The following is a 19,632-nucleotide window of genomic DNA, read 5'->3' on the forward strand; positions in this document are numbered from 1 at the left end:
TGCGACGCCGAACAAGCGCAGCTTCTCGGCGCTTTGCAACGCCCTCCTCCGGCTTGCCGGCCTCTCAAGACTTGGCTTCCTCGCCCCCACGAAGTGGGGGAGAGGTGTCCGCGAAGCGGGCGGAGAGGGGGCTTTCGTAGGGCGCAGTCCCCTCTCCGTCTCGGCTTCACCGAGCCACCTCTCCCCACTTTCGTGGGGCGAGGAACCCAAGCCTGGGATAGCGCTGCGATCCTTCGCACCAGCGTCGCCGCCCCTGCGGCGCCTCGCCAGAAACCGTCACCGATGCGAGAGAATGTTGACCAGCCTGCCGAACGGATCGCGCACATAGAAGCGCCGCACGCCCCAGGGCTCGTCAGCTGGGCCATACTCGATGGCGAAGCCGGCCGCCTTCATGCCTTCGAGCGCCGCGTCAACGTCGTCGACCTCGATCGACAGATCAGGCACCGGCGTGCCCGAGCCGCCCTCGGCGGCAAAGCTGATCTGGACGGTCATTTCTTCTTGCGAGCCGTAGGTCGCGATCCAGCCATGATCCATCAGCACGTCGAGGCCAAGCACGTCCTGGTAGAAGCGCTTCGCCGCCGCGATGTCCGATGTCTCGATGTTGGCAACGATACGCCGGACTTTCATCGCCTACCCGCCTTCATGCCGTGCGCCGCAGCGCCGTCACTTCGATCTCGATCTTCATTTCAGGCTTGTTGAGCTGGCAGACGATCATCGTCGCCGCCGGCCTGATGTCGCCGAACGTCTCGCCCAGGATCGGGAACACCACGTCCACGAAGGCCTGGTCGGTGATGTAGTAATGCGCCCGCACCACGTCGGCCATCGCGAAGCCGCCGTCGTGCAATGCCTTGCCGATCGTCGCCAGGCAGTTGCGCGTCTGCGCCTCGACCGTCTCCGGCATCGTCATTGTCGCATAGTCGTAGCCGGTCGTTCCGGATACGAAACACCAGTCGCCCTGCACCACCGCGCGCGAATAGCCAGCGGTCTTTTCGAACGGCGAGTCGGTGGAGATCAGTTTTCGCATGGGTGTCCTCACTGATATGGCGACCATTTTGCCGGGAAGACGCTGATCCGGCCATGGGCCAACACGGATGGATTGGCGGTGCAAATCTTTTTGAGGTCAGCGGGACAGCACCCCCCTCTGGCCTGCCGGACAGAGGGGGGTGGGAAGGATCGCAACGGAACAGCTTTATTCCCCGCCGCCGCATTGCTTGGCCAAGGTTGCGGCATGGATCCTCGGGTCAAGCCCGAGGATGACGAAAGCGTGGTGGTTGCCGCGCAGAATCCCTAATTCGCCGACCCCAGCGCCTTGTCCAGAGCCTCCTTCACATCGGCCGGCCACGTCGCCACCGCCGGCCAGGCGTCCGGCTCGGGCTTGTCGCCGCGACGGGCGAAATAGAGTTTGTGCTTGGCCGGATCGACCGCCATGAAACCGTCATTGCCGCCGCAGGCGTGCGGAACGCAGCCGCTGGCGTAGAAGGCGCCTGACGCCGTCTTTTCCGTGCCGCCGCCGACCAGCAGGCTGGTCGCCATGTCGGGCATGTCCTTGCCAAGCAGCCTTTGCGCTTCCTTGTAGACGGCCTCGTTGTGGAAGGCGTCGATGATGTTCTGGTATTTTGCCGGATCGATGTCTTTCCAGTCGGTGCCGGGTTCGGGCATGTAGGTCAAATTGCCTGAAATCGTCAGCCCGTCGGTCGGCGACCATTGCAAGGCCGGCTTCTCATCCCCCGGCAACAGATAGGGCACGAAATAGATGGCGTTGTCCGACACCGCCGAGGGCGGCGCGCCGCAGTCGTCCTGTTCTACCTTCGTGCTCTGGATGGTGCCGCCTTCCGGCTTCCACACGATCACCGTTGCCGGGCCGCATTGATTGCCGCCATCGCCGACATCGAACAGCGCCACTTTGACGCCGCCGACCTCGACAATTTTGTCGAAGAAGACGTCGTAGTTGCTGGCCAGTTGCTGGCCGTCATAGGCAAGCACCTTCTCGCCATACTGTTCCTTCTGGGTGATGGTCAGCTGGCCACCCTCGAACGGCACAGGTGCCTGCTTGTCGTCGTCGGCAGCATCGGCGGCACCCGTCCCCTGGTCCGTGGCCGGTTTCTCGGCCGCCGGCGCCAGCTGCGCGGCGGGCGTCTGCGTCTGCGCATAAGCGCTCGTCACCGGCAGTAGGAAAACGGCCAGCCCGTAAGCGCCGGCAAGAAGCGAACGTATCATGGTGGTCCTCCGTTTCGTCGGATCAAAGCCGGCGGGAAACGAAATGCCAGTCCGCGCCACCGCGCTGGAGCGCCGGCGGAACAGGAATCACAGCTCGGAGATTGGCCGAAGCCTTCGCGTTTTCGTCATCCTGGGGCGAAGCAAGGAGCAAAGCGACGCGGCGCAGACCCCAGGATCCATGCCATGACATATGAGCGCTGCCGCAGTGCAGATTTCCGGTCCGCCGCATGCCCTCGGCTGAGGTCGCGGCATGGATCCTCGGGTCAAGCCCGAGGATGACGAAGCCGCCGTGGGCGCAGCGAAGCCCATCGGCGACCCAACCGCTTTGTCCAGCGCCGCCTTGACGTTGGCGGACCAGGTCTCCGGTGCCGTTCAGGCCGCGACTTTCAGGCCCACGGGCGCTGTTCGGCGTTCTTCTTTTCGAACGAAGCGATGGCGCCGGCCTTCTCCATCGTCAGGCCGATATCGTCGAGCCCGTTGAGCATGCAATGCCGCTTGAAATCGTCGAGGTCGAACGCGACCACGCCGCCGTCAGGACCACGGATCTCCTTGGCCTCGAGGTCGATCGACAGGGTGGCGTTGGAGCCGCGCGAGGCGTCGTCCATCAGCTTCTCGAGATCCTCGGGGCTGACGGTGATCGGCAGCACGCCGTTCTTGAAGCAGTTGTTGTAAAAGATGTCGGCGAACGAGGTCGAGATGACGCAGCGAATGCCGAAGTCGAGCAGCGCCCATGGCGCGTGTTCGCGCGATGAGCCGCAGCCGAAATTGTCGCCTGCGACCAGGATCTGCGCCTTGCGGTAGGCCGGCTTGTTGAGCACGAAATCCGGATTCTCCGAACCGTCCTCATTGTAGCGCATTTCGGCGAACAGGCCGGTGCCAAGCCCGGTGCGCTTGATCGTCTTGAGATAATCCTTCGGGATGATCATGTCGGTGTCGACATTGACGATCGGCATCGGAGCGGCGACGCCGGTGAGCTTGGTGAATTTTTCCATGGCTTTTGCCCGTGTCTTCGTTGCGGGGGGATTTGCTGACGCCGGTTTACACAAAGCCGCGGGCAAATAAAAGGCGGCTGTGTGCGGTGGCACAAGCCATAGGCGCAAAAGCGGCTTCGAATTCGCCGTCCGATGGTGCAGTCTGGCCGCCATGGCGCAAAACTCCCACGTCCTCTATGCCCGCGAACCCGCGCTCGACAGTGCCGAATTCCGCCGTGTGCTGGTGGAATCCGGCCTCGGCGAGACACGGCCCGTCGATGACGACGCCCGCCTGCAGGCGATGCTGTCAGGCGCCAATCTGGTTCTGACGGCGCGTCTCGATGTCGAGGGCAAGCCGCTGATCGGCGTTATCAGGGCCGTTACCGACTTCTCCTGGGTCTGCTACATCTCGGAACTCGCCGTTTCCCAATCGGCGCAGGGCCTCGGCATCGGCAAGGGCCTGATGGACGAGGCGCGCCGGCAACTCGGGCCATCCGTCGCCATCAGCCTGATCTCCATGCCCGACGCCGTCGGCTTCTACGAGCGCATCGGCATGAAGCGCTTGCCCGACGCCTTCTGGTTCTCCCGCAAGGGCTGACGTTTTTTCCCCTGTGACCGCATCCAGCCGCCAAAGGCATGAGATGTTGCCACTTGACATGCAACCAAATGGTTGCATATTAAAGCCATGAGCATGGATGCCGTCTTTCGCGCCCTGGCCGACCCGACCCGCCGGCAATTGCTGGACAGTCTCCATGTCAGGAACGGGCAGACGCTGAACGCGCTGTGCGCGGAGATGGACATGACGCGCCAGGCGGTGACCAAGCACCTGGCGATCCTGGAGGAAGCCAACCTCGTCACCACCATCCGCAAGGGGCGCGAGAAGGAACATTACCTCAACCCCGTTCCCATCAACGAGATCGCCGACCGCTGGATCGGCAAATTCGAGCGCGGGCGGCTGAACGCGCTCGGCGATCTGAAGAAACGCCTCGAAAGGGAAGACCGATGAGCAACGCTTTCGTTTACGTGACCTACATCCGCACCACGCCCGAAAAACTCTGGGAAGCGCTGACCGAGCCGGAATTCCACCAGCGTTATTTCCTCGGCGCCCAGATGCAGAGCGACTGGAAGCAAGGGTCGGCATGGAAGATGGTCTATGCCGACGGCCGCGTCACCGACAGCGGCGAAATCCTGGAGATCGATCCGCCAAGGCGCGTCGTGATCAAATGGCGCAATGAATTCATGCCGGAGGTGAAGGCCGACGGCTACACCATTTGCACCTTCGTCATCGAGCAGGAGGGCGACATGATGAAGCTTGCCGTCACCCACGCGGCGGACGGTCCGCACAAACTGCTCGAGCATGTCGGCAAGGGCTGGCCGCTGGTCCTGTCGAGCCTCAAGAGCCTGCTCGAAACCGGCAAGGGCCTGTCGCGTCCGGCGTCAAAAGGTTGAGGTCATCGTTTCGATAGCGAAACAATCCTGTTGGAGGCCGCTATGATACATGTCCCTGTCGTGCACAGCATGACCAATGGCGAGACCATTCTGGCAAGCGCCGACATCGGCGCGGCTGCGGAGCGCATCTTCCGCGCCCTGGTCACGAACGAGGTCGAGCACTGGTGGGGGTCAGCCGAGACCTACCGGATGGTCGATTGGTCGGCCGATCTTCGTGTCGGCGGCCGCTGGACGGTCACCGTCAGAACGGCAGACGGCAAGGACCTGCCTGCCAGCGGCGAGTTCCTCGACATCGAGGCGCCGCGCCGGATCGTGCAGACGCGAGCCTATGCGTGGGACCATCCCACGCTTGGCCGGCGACAGACGACGGTCGCCTGGCTGCTCGAGCCGATCGCCGACGGTACGCGCGTCACCATCTGCCATGGCGGCTTTGCCGGGTTGAGCGACGCGGCGACTGAACATGCCGAGGGTTGGGGACGGGTGCTGAGCTGGCTGCAGTCCTATTTGGGTACGGGAAGCCGAACGGTGGCTTAGCCGATTGGCGGCGGTGCAAAAATGGGAAGTCGTTCCGTAGCGATCCTTCGCGCCCCCCTCTGGCCTGCCGGCCATCTCCCCCACTTGGGGGGAGATTGGCAGCTTTGCCGGTGGCGCGCTTCTTGCGGCGTTGGGAATTGGCTAAAGCCGAAATGACAGCTGATCTCCCCCATGGGGACCCCATGAGGGGAGATGTCCGGCAGGACAGAGGGGGGCGCTGTCCTGCCGACGTCAAAGATAACCGCTGCCCAAGCACCGTCATGCCTTGACCTGCGCCTCATCTTGTCCACATCCCCAGCATGGAGAAGCAGGGATGTTTCATAGGCACGGCCGGCTGGAGCATCTCGGCGCGGCACAAGGATGATTTTCCGCAATCCGGTTCGCATCTCGAACGCTACGCCAGACGCCTTCCGATCGTCGAGATCGACACCTCCTTCTACAGGCCGCATCGCCGCGAGACCTACGAACGCTGGGCACGCTCCGTGCCGGAGCACTTCCGCTTCGCCGTCAAGACGCCCAGGACCATGACCCATGAGCATCGTCTCGTCGGTTGCGAAACGCTTGCTGAGCTCTTTCTCCGGCAGGCTGAAGGTCTCGGCGAAAAGCTGAGCGTGCTTTTGGTACAGCTGCCGAGCTTGCCGTTCGATCCGGACGTCGCAAGCGGTTTCTTCGACATGTTGGGAAGGCGGACCCAAGCCAGGCTGGCATGCGAGCCGCGCCACCCGAGCTGGTTCGATGCGGAGGCGGAGACGCTTCTGGCCGGTCGCCAGGTTGCGCGTGTTGGCGCCGATCCGGCTCCGGTCCCCGCCGCGTCGGTGCCGGGCGGCTGGCACGGCCTTGCCTATTTCCGCTGGCACGGCGCGCCGCGCATCTATTACTCGGACTATGATGCCGAAAGCCTCGACCGGATCAGGCAGCAAGTGGAAACAGCAGCCGCTTCGGGCGCGGACGTCTGGTGCGTTTTCGACAACACGGCCGAGGGTCACGCGCTTGGCAATGCCCTCACCGTCGATGCCATGATTGACTCTTAAGTCAATTGGCCGGCGCAACCCCCAAAATACAGCACCGCCTGTCCTTTTATGCGCGCAAGAGACGCTGTAGTACTTTGTTCCCGCGCGGGATTGTTTCCAGACCAAGATCAGCGCGGCAAGAACAGCCCCGGCTTTCGGGGTCTGACAGGGGCGGCCCGAGCGGCTCGCGGGAGAAGGGACGGACGATGGCAGGTGCAAGGACGGAATTGGCAAGCGATGCGATGCCGTTGTTCTATTCGAGGCCCGAGGCGCTCAACCCAGCGCGGCACGGCTCGCTTGGCCTGACCGCGCGCAGCGACTTCGCCTTTGCCCGCTCGGCCCATGCGATTCCGGTGGTGGCGTCAGAAATGCCGGCGGCGATGCGCTCCTACCCGATCGTCTTCATCGGCGAGGCCAAGGCGCCGGTGATCATCACCGGCGTGCGCAAGGACGAGAACCTGTTCGTCGACGCCGACGGCAAATGGACCGGGCCGCACTACATCCCCGCCTATGTCCGCCGCTATCCCTTCATCCTGGCCGAAGATCCGAAGTCGCCCGGCCGGCTGACGCTGTGCGTCGACCGCGCAAGCGAGCGCATCGTCGACCAGTTGCTGGCGCCCTTCCGTGACGAAAAGATTCTGCCGTTCTTCATTGGCAACGAGCCGACCGAAGCGACCAAGCAGGCGCTCGCCTTCTGCAATCAGTTCCAGATCGATTTCAACGCCACCCGCGCGATGGTCGAAAGGATCGACGCGCACGGCCTGTTCGCGCCGCGCCAGAGCCAGGTGACGCTCGAGGGCGGCGAGGTGCTCAACCTCACCGACTTCCAGGTGATCGACGAGCCGGCCTTCAACAAACTGAGCGACGAGGCGTTTCTCGATCTCAGGAAATCAGGCGCACTCGGCCTGCTCTACTGCCACCTCGCCTCGACCAACAGCTGGACCTCGCTGGTGCATCAGGCGTCGCTGCGGAAGGCGGACGGGGCGAAGAACGGCTGAGGGCGCAAGGCCAACGAGGCCAAGCGTGAACCGTTCTCGCTGTGACTTTATGTGATTTCTGGAAGATGATGCGCAAGATTTCCGCCAAAGCGCCCCGTCCAGCGCACACCCCTGAAAACGAAAAAGCCGCGGCGGACCGCGGCTTTTCGATGCTTGATTCCCTTTGAGGAAACTGGAGCGGGTGAAGCGATTCGAACGCTCGACCCCAACCTTGGCAAGGTTGTGCTCTACCCCTGAGCTACACCCGCTCGCACGGCGTCTTGGCCGCAAGCCGGGCCTATATGGCTGAAGAGCGCGGCGATTGCAACAGGGAAATAGTACGCTTTTTGCAACGCGGCAGGCGATACCGGCAAGGCACCGGCACTGTGCGGCGGGCGCGGTCGCCGCGATGTCGCATGACGGTCTTGTGTCGGCCGCCCGATTGGCCGTAAACGGCTTGGCAGAAAACGGGACGAAGACGAAAACCGATGCCGAAGACCGAAGCCGAGCTGATGACCTTTCTTGCCGAACTCGACATTGCCGCCTCGACGCGGCGCCATCCGCCGCTGTTCACGGTTGCCGATTCGCAGGCGCTGCGTGGCGAAATCGCCGGCGGGCACACGAAAAACCTGTTCCTGAAGGACAAGAAGGACAATTTCTTCCTGGTCACCGTCGGCGAGGACGCGGTCGTCGACCTGAAGCAGATCCACCAGCTGATCGGCGCCGCCAGCCGCGTCTCCTTCGGCAGGCCGGAGATGCTGATGGAGCTGCTCGGCGTGACGCCGGGCGCGGTCACGGTCCTTGGGCTGATCAACGACACCGCGGGCCGGGTCAAGGTCGTTCTCGATCAAGCACTGATGCAGCATGCGGTGATCAACGCCCATCCACTGACCAATGAGGCGACGACGTCGATCGCGGCGGGCGACCTGATCAAATTCGTCGAGGCAACAGGGCACGATGCTGCTATCTTGAAAGTCTCCGCGTGATCGCCACATGGATGGCTTGAATCCGATTGTCTGAAGGATATGGCGCCTGGCCGCCGGCCGGCCGCGTCACGGAAGGGTAAAGAGATGAGCGACAACAATCCGTTTGGCGGCCCCTTTGGCGGCAATGGCGGCCAATATGCCACCACAGTGCAGTATGGCGGAACCGAAGCCCCGCGCGCCAAGGTCGCGCCTGGCGATGCGGCGTTAGCCCCCACTGGCGCCCCCGCCGGCGATGTCATCAAGGACACGACGACCGCCGCCTTTGCCGCCGACGTCATCCAGGAATCGCGCCGCCAGCCGGTGCTGGTCGATTTCTGGGCGCCGTGGTGCGGGCCCTGCAAGCAGCTGACGCCGCAGCTGGAAAAGGCCGTCAAGGCCGCCGGCGGCAGGGTCAAGCTGGTCAAGATGAACATCGACGATCATCCCTCGATCGCCGGCCAGCTCGGCATCCAGTCGATCCCGGCGGTCATCGCCTTCAAGGACGGCCAGCCGGTCGACGGCTTCATGGGTGCCATCCCCGAGAGCCAGATCGCCGAATTCATCACCAAGGTCGGCGGCAAGGGCAATGGCGCGCCGCCGGTGGCCGAGGCATTGGCCGCGGCCACCGAGGCGCGCGACGCCGGCGACATGCAGACGGCGGCGGATATCTACGACGCCGTCCTGGCACAGGCGCCGGAGACGATCGAGGCGATTGCCGGGCTGGGCGAACTGTTGTTCGAGGCCGGCGACACAGCGGGCGCCGAGGCTCTGCTGGCAACCGCGCCGGAGGCCAAGAAGGATGCGCCACCGCTGGCCGCATTGCGCGCCAAGATGGCGCTTGCAGCGCAAGCCGCCGCGCTTGGCAATCCGGCCGAGTTCGAGCGCCGCCTGGCAGAAGATCCCAAAGACCATCAAGCGCGTTTCGATCTGGCCATGATCCAGAACGCCAGCGGCGATCGCACGGCGGCGGCCGACAATCTGCTGGCCATCATCAAGGCCGACCGGACGTGGAACGAGGACGGCGCCAGGACGCAATTGCTGCAGCTGTTCGAGGCCTGGGGCATGACCGACGCGGCGACGCTTGCCGCGCGCCGCAAATTGTCGGCGTTGCTGTTTTCCTGAGCCGGGTTGCGTTTGTTTTGCCGCACGGGCTTGCGGCCGGCGGCCGAAGCGCCAGATAGGACTAGAGCAATTCCAGGAAAAGTGTGAAACGGTTTTCCGTCCGGAATTGCGTCAAAACAAAGAGATAGAGTGGTTCGCCGTTTCACGGAAACGGCGAACAGCTCCAGGCCCGGGCGGGATTGACGCTTTTCGACGAAGCGATCGGAGGAATGAGGTGCAAGCGGGAAACGCGCATTACCGGCTCGCCAAGGATTTGCCGTCGACGATCCCGATCTTTCCGCTCGAGGGTGCGCTCTTGCTGCCGGGGGGGCGCATGCCGCTCAACGTCTTCGAGCCGCGCTACCTGCAGATGGTGGACGAGGCCATCACCGGCTCGCGGCTCATCGGCATCATCCAACCCCGCCTTGATGGCGCCTTGCGCGACGACGGCGAGCCGGAGCTCTGCAATGTCGGCTGCGCCGGCCGCATCATCGCCCTTTCCGAGACCGGTGACGGCCGCTACCTGATTTCGCTGCAGGGCGTGTGCCGGTTCCGCATCACCCACGAGCTCACGGTCAAGACGCCGTTTCGCCAGTGCAAGCTGGCGCCGTTCCTCACCGATCTGGACGAGGGTCAGGCCGCGAACGAGATCGACCGGCCATCGCTGCTCAGGGCATTCCGCGCCTATTTGCAGGCCAACGACCTCGAAGCCGACTGGGAGAGCGTCAGCCGGGCCGAAAACGCCATGCTGGTCAACGCGCTGTCGATGATGGCGCCCTACGGGCCAGCCGAGAAGCAGGCGCTGCTCGAAGCGGCGGATTTGAAGACGCGGGCCGAGACGCTGATCGCCATCACCGAAATGGCGCTGGCGCGCGAGAATGAGGATTTTGGTTCAAGCCTGCAGTAGGGGCGGGGAGAAGGGTGACCACATGGCGGCGGATGGGCGTGACGGAAAGAAAATCAATGTCGACCCCAAGCTGCTGGAGCTGCTGGCCTGCCCGCTGACCAAAGGCCCGCTGACCTGGGATCCGGAGCGCGGCGAACTGATCTCGAGGGTCGCCAAGCTCGCTTATCCGGTGCGCGACGGCATCCCGATCATGCTGCCTTCGGAAGCGCGGACGCTCTCCGTGGAGGACGTGCTGTCTCCGCCGCGCTTGAGCGGGCCTTCGTGAGGAGCTCGTTCTTGTATCCGCCAATTTGCCGGAGGCTGGCGGGACAGCGCCCCCCTCTGCCCTACCGGGCATCTCCCCCTCAAGGGGGGAGATCGGCCCTCACCTCGGCTTTCGCCAATTTTCAGCATTGTAAGAATCAGCATTGTAAGAAAAGGCGGCGAGACCGAAGCTGCCAATCTCCCCCCACGAGGGGGACATGTCCGGCAGGACAGAGGGGGGCGCGAAGGATCGCGGCGCTTCCTCGGATGGCGAAAGTATGCACCGCGCCTACTGAAAATTGCGTCCCTTGGGCATGACACTTTCCGCCTCTTCCGACAGCGTTGCGAGATCCTGTCCGCTCGACGCATTGCGGAGCGCGGGGCGGCTGTCGCGATCTGGAGCCCTGGCGACCGGCAGGCTGGCCGCGCCAACCTTCTCAAGAAGCACGGTCAGCCACGGCGTCAGATCCTCGATCCTGTCGGCAACGATATGGACGACATCCGATTCCGACTGCAATTTTCCGGTGACGCGAATGAACCTGGCGCCCATGATGACAGGGCGAAAGCGGTCGAAAATCCTTGGCCAGATGATGACGTTGGCGACGGCCTTGTCGTCCTCCAGCGTCAGGAAGATCGCGTTGCCCTTGCCGGGGCGCTGCCGCACCAGCACGAGGCCGGCGACCGAGACACGCCTGCCATCGCGCACGGAGGACAATCTGGCATTGGGCGTGACGCCGGCCCGGTCGAGCCGCTCGCGCAGGAAGGCGACCGGATGCGCCTTCAGCGACAGGCCGAGCGAGCGGTAGTCATGGATGACATGCTCGCCGAGCGGCATTTTGGGCAGCTTCGTCTCGGGCTCCAGTTCGCGCAGGCGAAGCGCCGGCTGATCGAACAGCGGCAGCTTCTCGGTAGCCCTCTTGCCGTCGAGCGCGCGCACCGCCCACAAGGCTTCACGACGATCAAGGCCGAGCGAACGGAAAGCGTCGGCCTGCGCCAGCCTTTCGATCTCGTCGACATCGAGGCCGGAGCGCAGCCAGACATCCCTGACCGACTCGTAGCCGTCGCCGCGCCGTTCGACGAACAGGTCCATGCGCTCCTTGGAAAGTCCCTTGATCTGGCGGAAGCCGAGCCGCAGCGCATGATTTGTCTGGATGACAGCGCGCATTTCGGCGTGGCGCGGCAGGATGCGGGCCGGATCGAAAGGCGCTTCTTCCAAAGTGCAGTCCCAGACGGAGAAACTGACGTCGACGTCGCGGATCTCGACGCCATGGTCGCGCGCGTCGCGCACGAGCTGCGCCGGCTGGTAAAAACCCATCGGCTGCGAATTCAGGATCGCGGCGCAGAACACGTCGGGATAGAAGGTCTTGAACCAGCAGGAGGCATAGACAAGCAGCGCGAAGGAGGCGGCATGGCTTTCGGGAAAGCCGTATTCGCCAAAACCCTCGATCTGCTTGAAGCAGCGCTCGGCGAAGTCCTTCTCGTAACCCCTACCGACCATGCCGTCGACCATGCGCTGGCGGTAATTGCCGATCGTGCCGGTACGCTTGAAGGTGGCCATGGCGCGGCGCAATTCGTCGGCCTCACCCGGCCTGAAGCCGCCGGCGACGATGGCGATCTTCATCGCCTGTTCCTGGAACAGCGGAACGCCCAGCGTCTTGCCGAGAATCTCCTCCAGCTCCGGCTTGGGATATACGGCTTTTTCCTTGCCTTGCCGGCGGCGCAGATAGGGGTGGACCATGTCACCCTGGATCGGGCCCGGCCGCACGATCGCCACCTCGATGACGAGGTCATAAAAGGTTTCCGGCCTCAGGCGCGGCAGCATCGACATCTGGGCGCGCGATTCAATCTGGAAGACGCCGAGCGTGTCGGCGCGGCAGATCATTTTGTAGACCTGCTTTTTTTCCGGCGGCAAGGTGGCCAGCACATAGGGTCGGCCATAGTCATCCCGCGCATCAGGATAGTGCTTTTCAAGCAGGGTGAAGGCGCGCTTCAGGCAGGTCAGCATGCCGAGCGCCAGCACATCCACTTTCAGGATCTTCACCGCGTCGAGATCGTCCTTGTCCCATTCGACCATCTTGCGCTGGTCCATCGCCGTCTTGACGATGGGCACGATCTCGTCGAGCCGGTCCCTGGTGATGACGAAGCCGCCGACATGCTGCGACAGATGGCGGGGAAAGCCCATGATCTCATTGGCGCGCTCGATCACGTGCCGCGACACCGGGTCGGTGCGGTCGAGGCCGCCGGCGCGGGCTTCCTTCTCGCCGAGCTCCGAGGTCGACCAGCCCCAGATCGAACCGGACAGCGATCCCCTGACGTCTTCCGACAGGCCCATGGCCTTCGACACTTCGCGCAGCGCCGAGCGGCCGCGATAGCTGATGACGGCGGCGGCCAGCGCGGTGCGCTTGGCGCTGTATTTCGTGTAGATGTACTGCATGACGATTTCGCGCTTTTCGTGCTCGAAGTCGACGTCGATGTCGGGCGGCTCGTTCCTCTCCTCGGAAATGAAGCGCTCGAACAGCGTATCGATCCTGTCCGGCCCCACTTCGGTGATGCCGATGCAGAAGCAGACGATCGAATTGGCGGCCGAGCCACGTCCCTGACAGAGAATGTCCTGGCTGCGGGCGTATTGGACGATGTCGTAGACGGTCAGGAAATAACGGGCGTAATTCAGGCGTTCGATGAGGGCGAGTTCCTCCGCGATGCGCTTGGTCACGGATTCAGGCACACCGGCCGGATAGCGGTCGGCCGCTCCCTCCCGCGCCAGTCTTTCCAGCTCGGCCTGCGGTCCCAGGCCCGATTGCGTCGGCTCGTCGGGGTAGTTGTACTGGAGATCGCTCAGCGAAAAAGTCAGCTCCTGGGCAAAGCGCAAGGTCTCGGCCAGCGCCTGCGGATGTCGGCGGAACAGGCGCGCCATCTCCATTGGCGGCTTCAAATGGCGTTCGGCATTGGCGGCGAGTTGCAGCCCGACCTCGGCGACGGGCGTGTTGAGGCGGATCGCGGTCAGCACGTCCTGCAACGGGCGTCGCTCAGCCGTGTGGTAGAGAACGTCGTTGGTCGCCATCAGCGGAATGCCGGCACTCTGCGCCACCGCCGCTGCCTGCTCGATCCGGAAACGGTCATTGCCCGCATAGTCGGGCGAAACGGCCAGACGGAGATTTCTTCCGAAACGATCCTTGAGCTGGCGCAGCATAGCGAGACTGTCGTCTGCCCCCGCCGTCAGATCGGGCAGGACCGCCAGCGACATCAGATCACCCCATTCGAAGAGGTCGCTGCGTTGGAGAAGGGTAGCGCCCTTTTCGTTCTCGTCACGCAGATTGGCTTGCGTCAGCATCCGGCACAGATGCCCCCAGCCCTTGCGGTCCTGCGGATAGGCGAGAATGTCCGGCGTGCCGTCGCCAAAAACCAGCCGGCATCCGGGGTGATAGGCGAATGTCTCCGCCTTGGCCTGCTGCCAGGCGCGCACCACGCCGGCCACCGTGTTGCGGTCGGCAAGCCCGATTGCCGAAAAGCCCATGAGCTTGGCGGCGACCACCAGCTCCTCCGGCTTGGAGGCGCCGCGCAGGAAAGAGAAATTCGACTGGATGCCAAATTCGGCATAGTGAATGATGGTCAGCGCGTTCATGCGAAAACCCCATGCAGGAACCAGCGCGGCGGAATTTTAGCGCCGCCATTTTGGGCGCTGCCATAAAGGCCTTGCCGGTAGAGCCAGTAGCGGCGGCCGGCGGCATCCTCGATGCGGTAATAGTCGCGCGTCGACGCCGCCTCGTCGCTTGGCGACTCGCGCCACCATTCGGCCGCGATGCGCTCCGGCCCCTCGGCACGCGTCACCCGATAGAGCGCGCGCCGCCAGCGGAAGTTCAGGGGCGGGCCCTCCGGCATTTCGGTGGCCGGCACCTCGATGGGTTCAGGCGCGCGGAACAGGCGAATCGGCCGTTCCGGCGGGAAGATGGTCGTCGGCGCCTGCATCCTGCCCCGCTTCTTCGGCGGCGTGGTCCGGCGCGGGGCTTCGGTGAAGGGGATGGTGGCGACGGCGCGCTCCGGCAAATGGCTTTCGACGACAACCGGTTGCAGGACCGCGCCCTCGCCGAGCCGGGCGCGGATGCGGTCGGCGAACAGCGCGATATCGGCGCCGTCGTCGGTCACCTCGCCGGCAAGATCGGCCTGCTGCATGTCGAAAGCAGCGGCCGACAGCACCGAAAGGCGCACGAGATCGAAGCCATAGCCGGCATCGATATCCTGTTCGAGGGCGGCCAGCCTTTCATGGAACAATTTCTGGATCAGCGGCGGTTCGCGCATCGGCCGCGAGGTGCCGATGGCGATGCGGCTGACGGCGCCGTCGACGCGAAACAAAAGCAGCGCCAGCATTCTGGCGCCCTCGCCGCGACGCTCGAGATCGGTCTTCAAGGCCGCCGCCAGCATGCCCACCAGCCGTTCGATGTCCTCGGTCAGGGTGACGGGCTCGCTGAGATGACGTTCGACCGAAAGCGGCGCGACCGGAAGGCGCGGCGAGACGGCCTCGTCGAGGCGGCCAAGCGCCTGGTCGAGGCGCAAAAGCAGCGAGCCGCCGAAGCGGCGGGCGAGCGGCGCGCGCGGTGCCGCCATGACGGCGCCCGCCGTGCGCAGGCCGACACTTTCCAGGCTGGTGCGGATCGCGGGTTCGATGCGCAATGCCGCCAGCGGCAGGGGCGCGAGCAGCGCCTCCTCCTCGCCGCCAGCGACGATGCGGTCGCCACAAAAGCGCGCCGCCGCCCAGGCCGCACCTGGCGTCGCGGCAAGCCCGGCACGGACATCCAAACCCTGATGGAAGAAGCGCGACAGGATGTCGTCCAGCATGGCGCGCTCGCCGCCGAAAAGATGGGTGCAGCCGGTGACGTCGAGAAACAGGCCGTCTGTTGCATCCAGTGCGACCAGCGGGGTGTAGCGGTCGCACCAGTCGGCAAGGCCTTCGAGCAGGCGGCGGTCGGCCTGCGGATTGGCCTCGACGATGTCGATCGAGGGATGCATGGCGCGCGCATCGGCAATGCCCATGTCGCGCTTCAGGTGCAGCGCCTCAGCCCGCTCGTCGAGGGCCGAGATGCGTTGCGCGTTGCCTTTGCGATGGCTGATTACCAACGGCAGGTGATCCGACGGCCGGGAACGCCAGGATCGCCCCAGACGCTGCCGCAGGATCCTTTCCACTGCCAGATAGGGAAACCACAGCGACAGGATTCTTTGCTCTTTCCTCGCCCCATCTTTCGTCGCCCCTTCTTTCATCGAATACGCGTTCATCGGGGTTCCACTCCAGTGTGAATTGTCCAGGCAGGGCCGTGCGGCTCTTGCCGATGGTGATTGTGAAGGCCGGGCGGCCGATCGAGCCGGCAAGCGGCCCGGCGATCGTTTCGCGCGGCACCGCCGGCGCCGACGCGACGATGAGACGAACAGGGGCCGCCGTCGGCTCGGGCTCGGCCGCCTGCCGCAGCAGGAACACCGGCCGGCCGGCACCCTGCGCCCTTGCATGCAGCCGGCGCGTCGCGGTCAGGTCGAGCCGCTGCGGGTTGCCGCGTATTTCGAGGATGACGGCCGCGAGCGCCGTCATCTTTGCGGCCTCCTCGGCGACCCACAGCGCATCGACAAGCCTTGGCGCCTCGGAAAACAGCAAGTGCTCCGGCTCGATGCCGAACGAGGCATGCAGCCCCCTGGCATAGGGAAAGCCTGCCTCGCGAAAAATCTCCGTTGTGCCGATCCACAGCACCGGCAGCCCTTGCGTCTGCTTGAGGATCAGGCTTGTCAGCGACAGAGCAAAGCCGGCGACGGCTCCGGCATCGCGGGTTTCAATGCCATGGATTTCGCTCAAGGCGGCTTTCGGCAGACCGCCGCTCAGGGCGGCATCGAGCCGCTCGACGCCGGTGGGCAGGAATGCATCCGGCAACGTCGCGGCAACGCCGCGCCGGACGATTGTGACATTGGTGTTTGGCGTGAGACCGGTGTTGACGTCAGCATCAGAGGTCGCGCCGGCCGACGCCTGCAGGCGCTCGGGCAGCGTTCCCTCGATTTTCGCGATCTGGCGGCGCAGGGCAAAAACAGTTTCCCGCGCCACGGCGGTCATCGCCATGACGGTCAGTGTCCACTCACAATTGTTCCTGTTATGTTCCTATAGATTCCAGAGGGCGTCCCAAGAGTCAAGCAGAGTCATGAGGAATTTATTCCTGTCGTGTTGACTTGTCCGAGGCGCGTGGTCGTCCTGCATTTGCCGATTCCGGTGCGAAAGCCTATATGCCGGGATCAAAGGACAAAGCATGGCCCGCATCTACAAGACCCGCACCTGGCACGACGAACTTTCGCCCTCGATGGAGGAAATGGAGTTCCTGGCGCTGGAGGCCTACGCCCATCTGCCGGAGGATTTTCGCAAGCTGACCGGCGAGATCGTCATCCAGATCACCGAATTCCCGACCGACGAGATCATGGACGATTTGTCGCTGGAAACACCGTTCGATCTGCTCGGCCTGTTCGAGGGACGCGGCATCGCCGAGCGCTGGAACCCGCAGACCGGCGAAGGCCCGAACCGCATCACGCTCTACCGCCGCGCCATCCTCGATTACTGGTCCGAGAATGAAGAGACGCTGGGCGACATCGTCACCCACGTGCTGATCCACGAGATCGGCCATCATTTCGGCCTGTCGGACGACGATATGGAAAAGATCGAAGAGGCGGCGGAATGATCGGCTGCTGAGCCTGCGCACGTGCGCAACCGGCGCCTCGTTCCTTCGCGCCCCCCTCTGTCCTGCCGGCGTCTATGCTTCGCTTGGCGCTCGACTATCTTACCAATCGCTCAGCTTCGTATCCGGCCCATACTCCTGACCGTCGATATCCTTGACCACGGCCTGGCCGCAGCGCATCGTCTTGGCCTTCTTGTCATAGGCATAGGTCGGCGAGCCGAACAGGTGCCAGCCCTTGTTTAGCGCCGCCGTCACCTTGTGGCAGAAGCTGGCGTCGTCCGGGGCGGTCAGAAAGCGATAGAGTTTCATCGGGTTGTTCCTGTCGTGAGTGCCCATGCCCGTGAGCACAGGCTGATATCATGCGCCGATGGCGGCCGCCTTCGCCAGCAGTTTTTCAGCCTGCGCCAGGTGCAGCCGCTCGACCATCCTGCCGTTCAGCGCGATCACGCCCTTGCCGGCGTTCTCGGCAAGCGCAAAGGCATCTTTCACCAGGCGCGCCCCGGCTATGGTTTCAGTGGACGGTACAAAGGCGCGGTTCGCCGCTTCGATCTGGGCAGGATGGATGAGGGTCTTGCCATCGAACCCCATGGCGGCCGCTTCCGTGCATTCACGGGCCAAGGCTTCGAGATCGCGAAAATCGTTGAAGACGCCGTCGAGCATGTCGAGGCCACCCGCCCGCGCCGCCAGCACCATCTGCATCAGCCACGGCACGAGATAGCGCCGGTCCGGCGTCGCCAGCACGCCGGTGTCGTTGGCCAGGTCGTTCGTTCCGGCAACGAAACAAGTCAAACGCGAGGCGGGATCGCGGCCAAGTTCGGCAATGGCGCCGATGTTGAGCAGTGCCTTGGGCGTCTCGATCATCGCCCATAGTTTCACGCTGTCGGGGGCAAAATTGTCGTCGAGCACATCGCCGGCCTCGAGCAGGTCGCGCGGCGTGTCGACCTTGGGCAAAAGGATGCCGTCCGGCTCGCAATTCGCCGCTGCCAGCAGGTCGTCGGCGCCCCATTCGCTGGCCAGCGCATTGATGCGCACCACCATCTCGCAATGGTGGCCAAAGTGGTTGGCAACTGGGCGGTTGGCGACAATGCCGGCCAGTTTTTGGCGTGCCGCAACCTTGTCGGCCGGAGCGACGGCGTCCTCCAGGTCGACGATGATTGCGTCGCAGGAAAGCTGCGCGATCTTGGCCAGCGCCTTGTCGCTGGAGGCCGGGACGTAGAGCACCGAGCGGCGCGGGCGATAGGGTTCCATGGCTGATCTATGCCGCCTGTGGGTGGTCGAGGCAAGCGTGCAGGCGGCTGCTTTTGAGTCCACCAATTGCCATGTTGGCGCCGCCCCTCATTGCCCTGCCGGGCATTTCTCCCCGTAAACGGGGGAGAAAGAAGCTGTCGGCAACGCCGACGCCTTTCTTGCAACGCTCACAATTGGCGAAGCCATCGATGACAGCGTCCCTCGCCCCGTTTACGGGGAGAGGATGCCGGCAGGCAGGTGAGCAACTGTGTTTGTCAGGGTCGGGCTGGGTTCCACGGTTCGTTGTTTCGGATCATGGCACTGAGGATGGTCAGTATCTTTCGCGCGACGGCGATGAGAGCGACTTTCGGCGCCTTGCCGTTTGCAATGAGGCGCTGATGGAAAGCCTTGAGCACAGGATTGGAGCGACTGGCGGTGAGTGCTGCCATGTAGACCACCCTGCGCACGTCATGACGGCCACCCCAGATGCTGCGCTTGCCTCGGAAAGTGCCGGTGTCGAAGTCGTAGGGCGCGAGGCCGGCAAGGGCTGCGATCTCTCGTCGCGAGGCCTCACCAATCTCGGGAGCCAGAGCAAGCACGGTGTGGCTGAACACTGGGCCGGCACCGCAGAAGGACTGGATCAGGCGATCCCTGGCCGCGAGCGCTGGCTGGCTGGCGACGAGTTCGGCCATCCGTTTGGCAAGCAGAGCGATATCGAGCTCGATGCGCCGCAGCCGCCGGGTGAACATGCGCTTGACCGTCGGCTCGCGTATCTGCTCGAGCTGGTTGGCGAGGCTGACCTTGTCGTCGCTGAGCTGCCTGCGGGCAACGACCAGATCGGCGAGTTGCTCGGCGATTGGGTCACAGCGCACCGGCCGGGTCGGCAGTTCGGCGGTGTAGCGCGCAATCAGCAGCGCATCGATGCGATCGTTCTTGGCCAGCCGGCCAAGGGCGCGGGCATAGTGGCGCAGCTTGTGCGGATTGACGTTCCTGGCCGGCAGGTTCGCCTTGCGCAGCGCCTTGGCCACACCGCGCTCATAGCCGCCGCTCGGCTCCATGCCGATGGCGCGCACATTGCGACCCGTCAGCCACTTGATCAGCTCGGCCCAGCCGTCCTTGTCGTTGTCGAAACGGGCTCGTTCTAGCGTCTGAAACACCGACACATCGAGCCACCACTTGGCGACGTCAATACCGACGTCCTGAACCGTCTCTTCAGCCATCTCCTCAATCCCTTCCTTGTGTGCGGGGGCTTGCCCCTTGCAACTGTTCGGGTTCACAAAGAAGGCGGTCGGGCCCCAGCTCACCTACGGTTTAGGCCACCTGAGGGGCGACGGGC

Annotated in this window: 21 protein-coding genes and 1 tRNA gene; 11 read left to right on the forward strand and 11 right to left on the reverse strand. The window is 64.1% G+C overall.

The features are described 5' to 3' along the window. Positions 1-276 precede the first annotated feature (276 nt). The 4 genes from BPNPMPFG_RS21670 to leuD all read right to left on the reverse strand — a co-directional run bounded on the left by BPNPMPFG_RS21670 (position 277) and on the right by leuD (position 3,209). Entirely contained in the window at positions 277-627 is a 351-nt protein-coding gene (locus tag BPNPMPFG_RS21670) for a VOC family protein (RefSeq protein ID WP_258590708.1), read from the reverse strand. Positions 628-640: 13 nt separating this feature from the next. Then, positions 641-1,024, reverse strand: coding sequence for a RidA family protein (locus tag BPNPMPFG_RS21675; protein ID WP_258590709.1), 384 nt, complete (start codon positions 1,022-1,024; stop codon positions 641-643). A 263-nt stretch (positions 1,025-1,287) separates the two neighbouring features. Beyond that, positions 1,288-2,217 carry an Ivy family c-type lysozyme inhibitor gene (locus BPNPMPFG_RS21680; RefSeq protein ID WP_258590710.1) on the reverse strand — a complete coding sequence of 310 codons (930 nt, stop codon included), beginning with the start codon at positions 2,215-2,217 and terminating at the stop codon, positions 1,288-1,290. A gap of 386 nt (positions 2,218-2,603) precedes the next feature. Next, positions 2,604-3,209 carry a 3-isopropylmalate dehydratase small subunit gene (gene leuD / locus BPNPMPFG_RS21685; RefSeq protein WP_258590711.1) on the reverse strand — a complete coding sequence of 202 codons (606 nt, stop codon included), beginning with the start codon at positions 3,207-3,209 and terminating at the stop codon, positions 2,604-2,606. 151 nt (positions 3,210-3,360) lie between these two features. On the opposite strand from leuD, the gene BPNPMPFG_RS21690 reads away from it, so the two are divergent. The 6 genes from BPNPMPFG_RS21690 to BPNPMPFG_RS21715 all read left to right on the forward strand — a co-directional run bounded on the left by BPNPMPFG_RS21690 (position 3,361) and on the right by BPNPMPFG_RS21715 (position 7,179). Continuing rightward, the gene (locus tag BPNPMPFG_RS21690) at positions 3,361-3,786 is read left to right on the forward strand and encodes a GNAT family N-acetyltransferase (RefSeq protein WP_258590712.1); all 426 of its coding nucleotides are present in this window, start codon (positions 3,361-3,363) and stop codon (positions 3,784-3,786) included. A 93-nt stretch (positions 3,787-3,879) separates the two neighbouring features. Beyond that, positions 3,880-4,194 carry an ArsR/SmtB family transcription factor gene (locus tag BPNPMPFG_RS21695; protein ID WP_258596851.1) on the forward strand — a complete coding sequence of 105 codons (315 nt, stop codon included), beginning with the start codon at positions 3,880-3,882 and terminating at the stop codon, positions 4,192-4,194. Continuing rightward, positions 4,191-4,637, forward strand: a complete 447-nt coding sequence (locus BPNPMPFG_RS21700; protein WP_258590713.1) for an SRPBCC family protein — start codon at positions 4,191-4,193, stop codon at positions 4,635-4,637. The genes BPNPMPFG_RS21695 and BPNPMPFG_RS21700 overlap by 4 nt, the downstream gene beginning before the upstream one ends. A gap of 42 nt (positions 4,638-4,679) precedes the next feature. Next, positions 4,680-5,171, forward strand: coding sequence for an SRPBCC family protein (locus BPNPMPFG_RS21705; RefSeq protein ID WP_258590714.1), 492 nt, complete (start codon positions 4,680-4,682; stop codon positions 5,169-5,171). Positions 5,172-5,470: 299 nt separating this feature from the next. Continuing rightward, positions 5,471-6,202 (forward strand): DUF72 domain-containing protein, encoded by a 732-nt coding sequence (locus BPNPMPFG_RS21710; RefSeq protein WP_258590715.1) that lies wholly within the window; start codon positions 5,471-5,473, stop codon positions 6,200-6,202. Positions 6,203-6,387: 185 nt separating this feature from the next. After that, on the forward strand, positions 6,388-7,179 hold the full coding sequence (locus tag BPNPMPFG_RS21715) for a SapC family protein (protein WP_258590716.1): 792 nt from the start codon (positions 6,388-6,390) through the stop codon (positions 7,177-7,179). Positions 7,180-7,352: 173 nt separating this feature from the next. Here the strand turns inward: BPNPMPFG_RS21715 and BPNPMPFG_RS21720 are convergent. Then, a tRNA-Gly gene (locus BPNPMPFG_RS21720) sits at positions 7,353-7,427 on the reverse strand. Positions 7,428-7,646: 219 nt separating this feature from the next. Between BPNPMPFG_RS21720 and BPNPMPFG_RS21725 the strand changes: the two genes are divergently transcribed. The 4 genes from BPNPMPFG_RS21725 to BPNPMPFG_RS21740 all read left to right on the forward strand — a co-directional run bounded on the left by BPNPMPFG_RS21725 (position 7,647) and on the right by BPNPMPFG_RS21740 (position 10,396). Continuing rightward, the gene (locus BPNPMPFG_RS21725; RefSeq protein WP_258590717.1) at positions 7,647-8,144 is read left to right on the forward strand and encodes a prolyl-tRNA synthetase associated domain-containing protein; all 498 of its coding nucleotides are present in this window, start codon (positions 7,647-7,649) and stop codon (positions 8,142-8,144) included. Between the two features lie 84 nt (positions 8,145-8,228). Beyond that, positions 8,229-9,245 (forward strand): thioredoxin, encoded by a 1,017-nt coding sequence (gene trxA, locus BPNPMPFG_RS21730; protein ID WP_258590718.1) that lies wholly within the window; start codon positions 8,229-8,231, stop codon positions 9,243-9,245. 214 nt (positions 9,246-9,459) lie between these two features. Then, complete coding sequence (locus tag BPNPMPFG_RS21735) at positions 9,460-10,131, forward strand: LON peptidase substrate-binding domain-containing protein (RefSeq protein ID WP_258590719.1); 672 nt, start codon at positions 9,460-9,462, stop codon at positions 10,129-10,131. A 22-nt stretch (positions 10,132-10,153) separates the two neighbouring features. Next, positions 10,154-10,396, forward strand: coding sequence for a Trm112 family protein (locus tag BPNPMPFG_RS21740; protein ID WP_258590720.1), 243 nt, complete (start codon positions 10,154-10,156; stop codon positions 10,394-10,396). A gap of 267 nt (positions 10,397-10,663) precedes the next feature. On the opposite strand, the gene BPNPMPFG_RS21745 is transcribed toward BPNPMPFG_RS21740, so the two are convergent. From BPNPMPFG_RS21745 to BPNPMPFG_RS21755, 3 genes are read right to left on the reverse strand one after another with little or no spacing between them, the layout of a single operon-like run. Next, positions 10,664-13,996, reverse strand: a complete 3,333-nt coding sequence (locus BPNPMPFG_RS21745) for an error-prone DNA polymerase (RefSeq protein WP_258590721.1) — start codon at positions 13,994-13,996, stop codon at positions 10,664-10,666. Next, a complete protein-coding gene (locus BPNPMPFG_RS21750; protein ID WP_258596852.1) occupies positions 13,993-15,492 on the reverse strand; it encodes a DNA polymerase Y family protein in 1,500 nt (499 codons plus the stop codon). Before BPNPMPFG_RS21750 ends, BPNPMPFG_RS21745 begins: the two co-directional genes overlap by 4 nt. Then, positions 15,425-16,465 (reverse strand): ImuA family protein, encoded by a 1,041-nt coding sequence (locus BPNPMPFG_RS21755; protein ID WP_258590722.1) that lies wholly within the window; start codon positions 16,463-16,465, stop codon positions 15,425-15,427. Before BPNPMPFG_RS21755 ends, BPNPMPFG_RS21750 begins: the two co-directional genes overlap by 68 nt. 184 nt (positions 16,466-16,649) lie before the next feature. Between BPNPMPFG_RS21755 and BPNPMPFG_RS21760 the strand changes: the two genes are divergently transcribed. After that, positions 16,650-17,072: a metallopeptidase family protein gene (locus tag BPNPMPFG_RS21760; RefSeq protein ID WP_227344381.1), complete on the forward strand. Its 423-nt coding sequence runs from the start codon at positions 16,650-16,652 to the stop codon at positions 17,070-17,072. Between the two features lie 99 nt (positions 17,073-17,171). Here BPNPMPFG_RS21760 and BPNPMPFG_RS21765 read toward each other — a convergent pair whose 3' ends face one another. The 3 genes from BPNPMPFG_RS21765 to BPNPMPFG_RS21775 form a co-directional block, all read right to left on the reverse strand. Next, positions 17,172-17,378 carry a DUF1737 domain-containing protein gene (locus BPNPMPFG_RS21765; RefSeq protein WP_027046018.1) on the reverse strand — a complete coding sequence of 69 codons (207 nt, stop codon included), beginning with the start codon at positions 17,376-17,378 and terminating at the stop codon, positions 17,172-17,174. A 48-nt stretch (positions 17,379-17,426) separates the two neighbouring features. Then, positions 17,427-18,317 carry an HpcH/HpaI aldolase/citrate lyase family protein gene (locus tag BPNPMPFG_RS21770; RefSeq protein ID WP_258590723.1) on the reverse strand — a complete coding sequence of 297 codons (891 nt, stop codon included), beginning with the start codon at positions 18,315-18,317 and terminating at the stop codon, positions 17,427-17,429. A 254-nt stretch (positions 18,318-18,571) separates the two neighbouring features. Beyond that, positions 18,572-19,516 carry an IS110 family RNA-guided transposase gene (locus BPNPMPFG_RS21775; protein ID WP_258590634.1) on the reverse strand — a complete coding sequence of 315 codons (945 nt, stop codon included), beginning with the start codon at positions 19,514-19,516 and terminating at the stop codon, positions 18,572-18,574. Positions 19,517-19,632: the final 116 nt, after the last annotated feature.

It is taken from the genome of Mesorhizobium sp. AR07 (genome assembly GCF_024746815.1).
Lineage (GTDB): Bacteria > Pseudomonadota > Alphaproteobacteria > Rhizobiales > Rhizobiaceae > Mesorhizobium.

Coding starts and splice junctions, on each gene's coding strand:
- BPNPMPFG_RS21670 (WP_258590708.1), bottom strand. CDS start 627: ATGAAAGTCCGGCGTATCGTTGCCAACATCGAGACATCGGACATCGCG.
- BPNPMPFG_RS21675 (WP_258590709.1), bottom strand. CDS start 1,024: ATGCGAAAACTGATCTCCACCGACTCGCCGTTCGAAAAGACCGCTGGC.
- BPNPMPFG_RS21680 (WP_258590710.1), bottom strand. CDS start 2,217: ATGATACGTTCGCTTCTTGCCGGCGCTTACGGGCTGGCCGTTTTCCTA.
- leuD (WP_258590711.1), bottom strand. CDS start 3,209: ATGGAAAAATTCACCAAGCTCACCGGCGTCGCCGCTCCGATGCCGATC.
- BPNPMPFG_RS21690 (WP_258590712.1), top strand. CDS start 3,361: ATGGCGCAAAACTCCCACGTCCTCTATGCCCGCGAACCCGCGCTCGAC.
- BPNPMPFG_RS21695 (WP_258596851.1), top strand. CDS start 3,880: ATGGATGCCGTCTTTCGCGCCCTGGCCGACCCGACCCGCCGGCAATTG.
- BPNPMPFG_RS21700 (WP_258590713.1), top strand. CDS start 4,191: ATGAGCAACGCTTTCGTTTACGTGACCTACATCCGCACCACGCCCGAA.
- BPNPMPFG_RS21705 (WP_258590714.1), top strand. CDS start 4,680: ATGATACATGTCCCTGTCGTGCACAGCATGACCAATGGCGAGACCATT.
- BPNPMPFG_RS21710 (WP_258590715.1), top strand. CDS start 5,471: ATGGAGAAGCAGGGATGTTTCATAGGCACGGCCGGCTGGAGCATCTCG.
- BPNPMPFG_RS21715 (WP_258590716.1), top strand. CDS start 6,388: ATGGCAGGTGCAAGGACGGAATTGGCAAGCGATGCGATGCCGTTGTTC.
- BPNPMPFG_RS21725 (WP_258590717.1), top strand. CDS start 7,647: ATGCCGAAGACCGAAGCCGAGCTGATGACCTTTCTTGCCGAACTCGAC.
- trxA (WP_258590718.1), top strand. CDS start 8,229: ATGAGCGACAACAATCCGTTTGGCGGCCCCTTTGGCGGCAATGGCGGC.
- BPNPMPFG_RS21740 (WP_258590720.1), top strand. CDS start 10,154: ATGGCGGCGGATGGGCGTGACGGAAAGAAAATCAATGTCGACCCCAAG.
- BPNPMPFG_RS21745 (WP_258590721.1), bottom strand. CDS start 13,996: ATGAACGCGCTGACCATCATTCACTATGCCGAATTTGGCATCCAGTCG.
- BPNPMPFG_RS21755 (WP_258590722.1), bottom strand. CDS start 16,465: ATGGCGATGACCGCCGTGGCGCGGGAAACTGTTTTTGCCCTGCGCCGC.
- BPNPMPFG_RS21760 (WP_227344381.1), top strand. CDS start 16,650: ATGGCCCGCATCTACAAGACCCGCACCTGGCACGACGAACTTTCGCCC.
- BPNPMPFG_RS21765 (WP_027046018.1), bottom strand. CDS start 17,378: ATGAAACTCTATCGCTTTCTGACCGCCCCGGACGACGCCAGCTTCTGC.
- BPNPMPFG_RS21770 (WP_258590723.1), bottom strand. CDS start 18,317: ATGGAACCCTATCGCCCGCGCCGCTCGGTGCTCTACGTCCCGGCCTCC.
- BPNPMPFG_RS21775 (WP_258590634.1), bottom strand. CDS start 19,516: ATGGCTGAAGAGACGGTTCAGGACGTCGGTATTGACGTCGCCAAGTGG.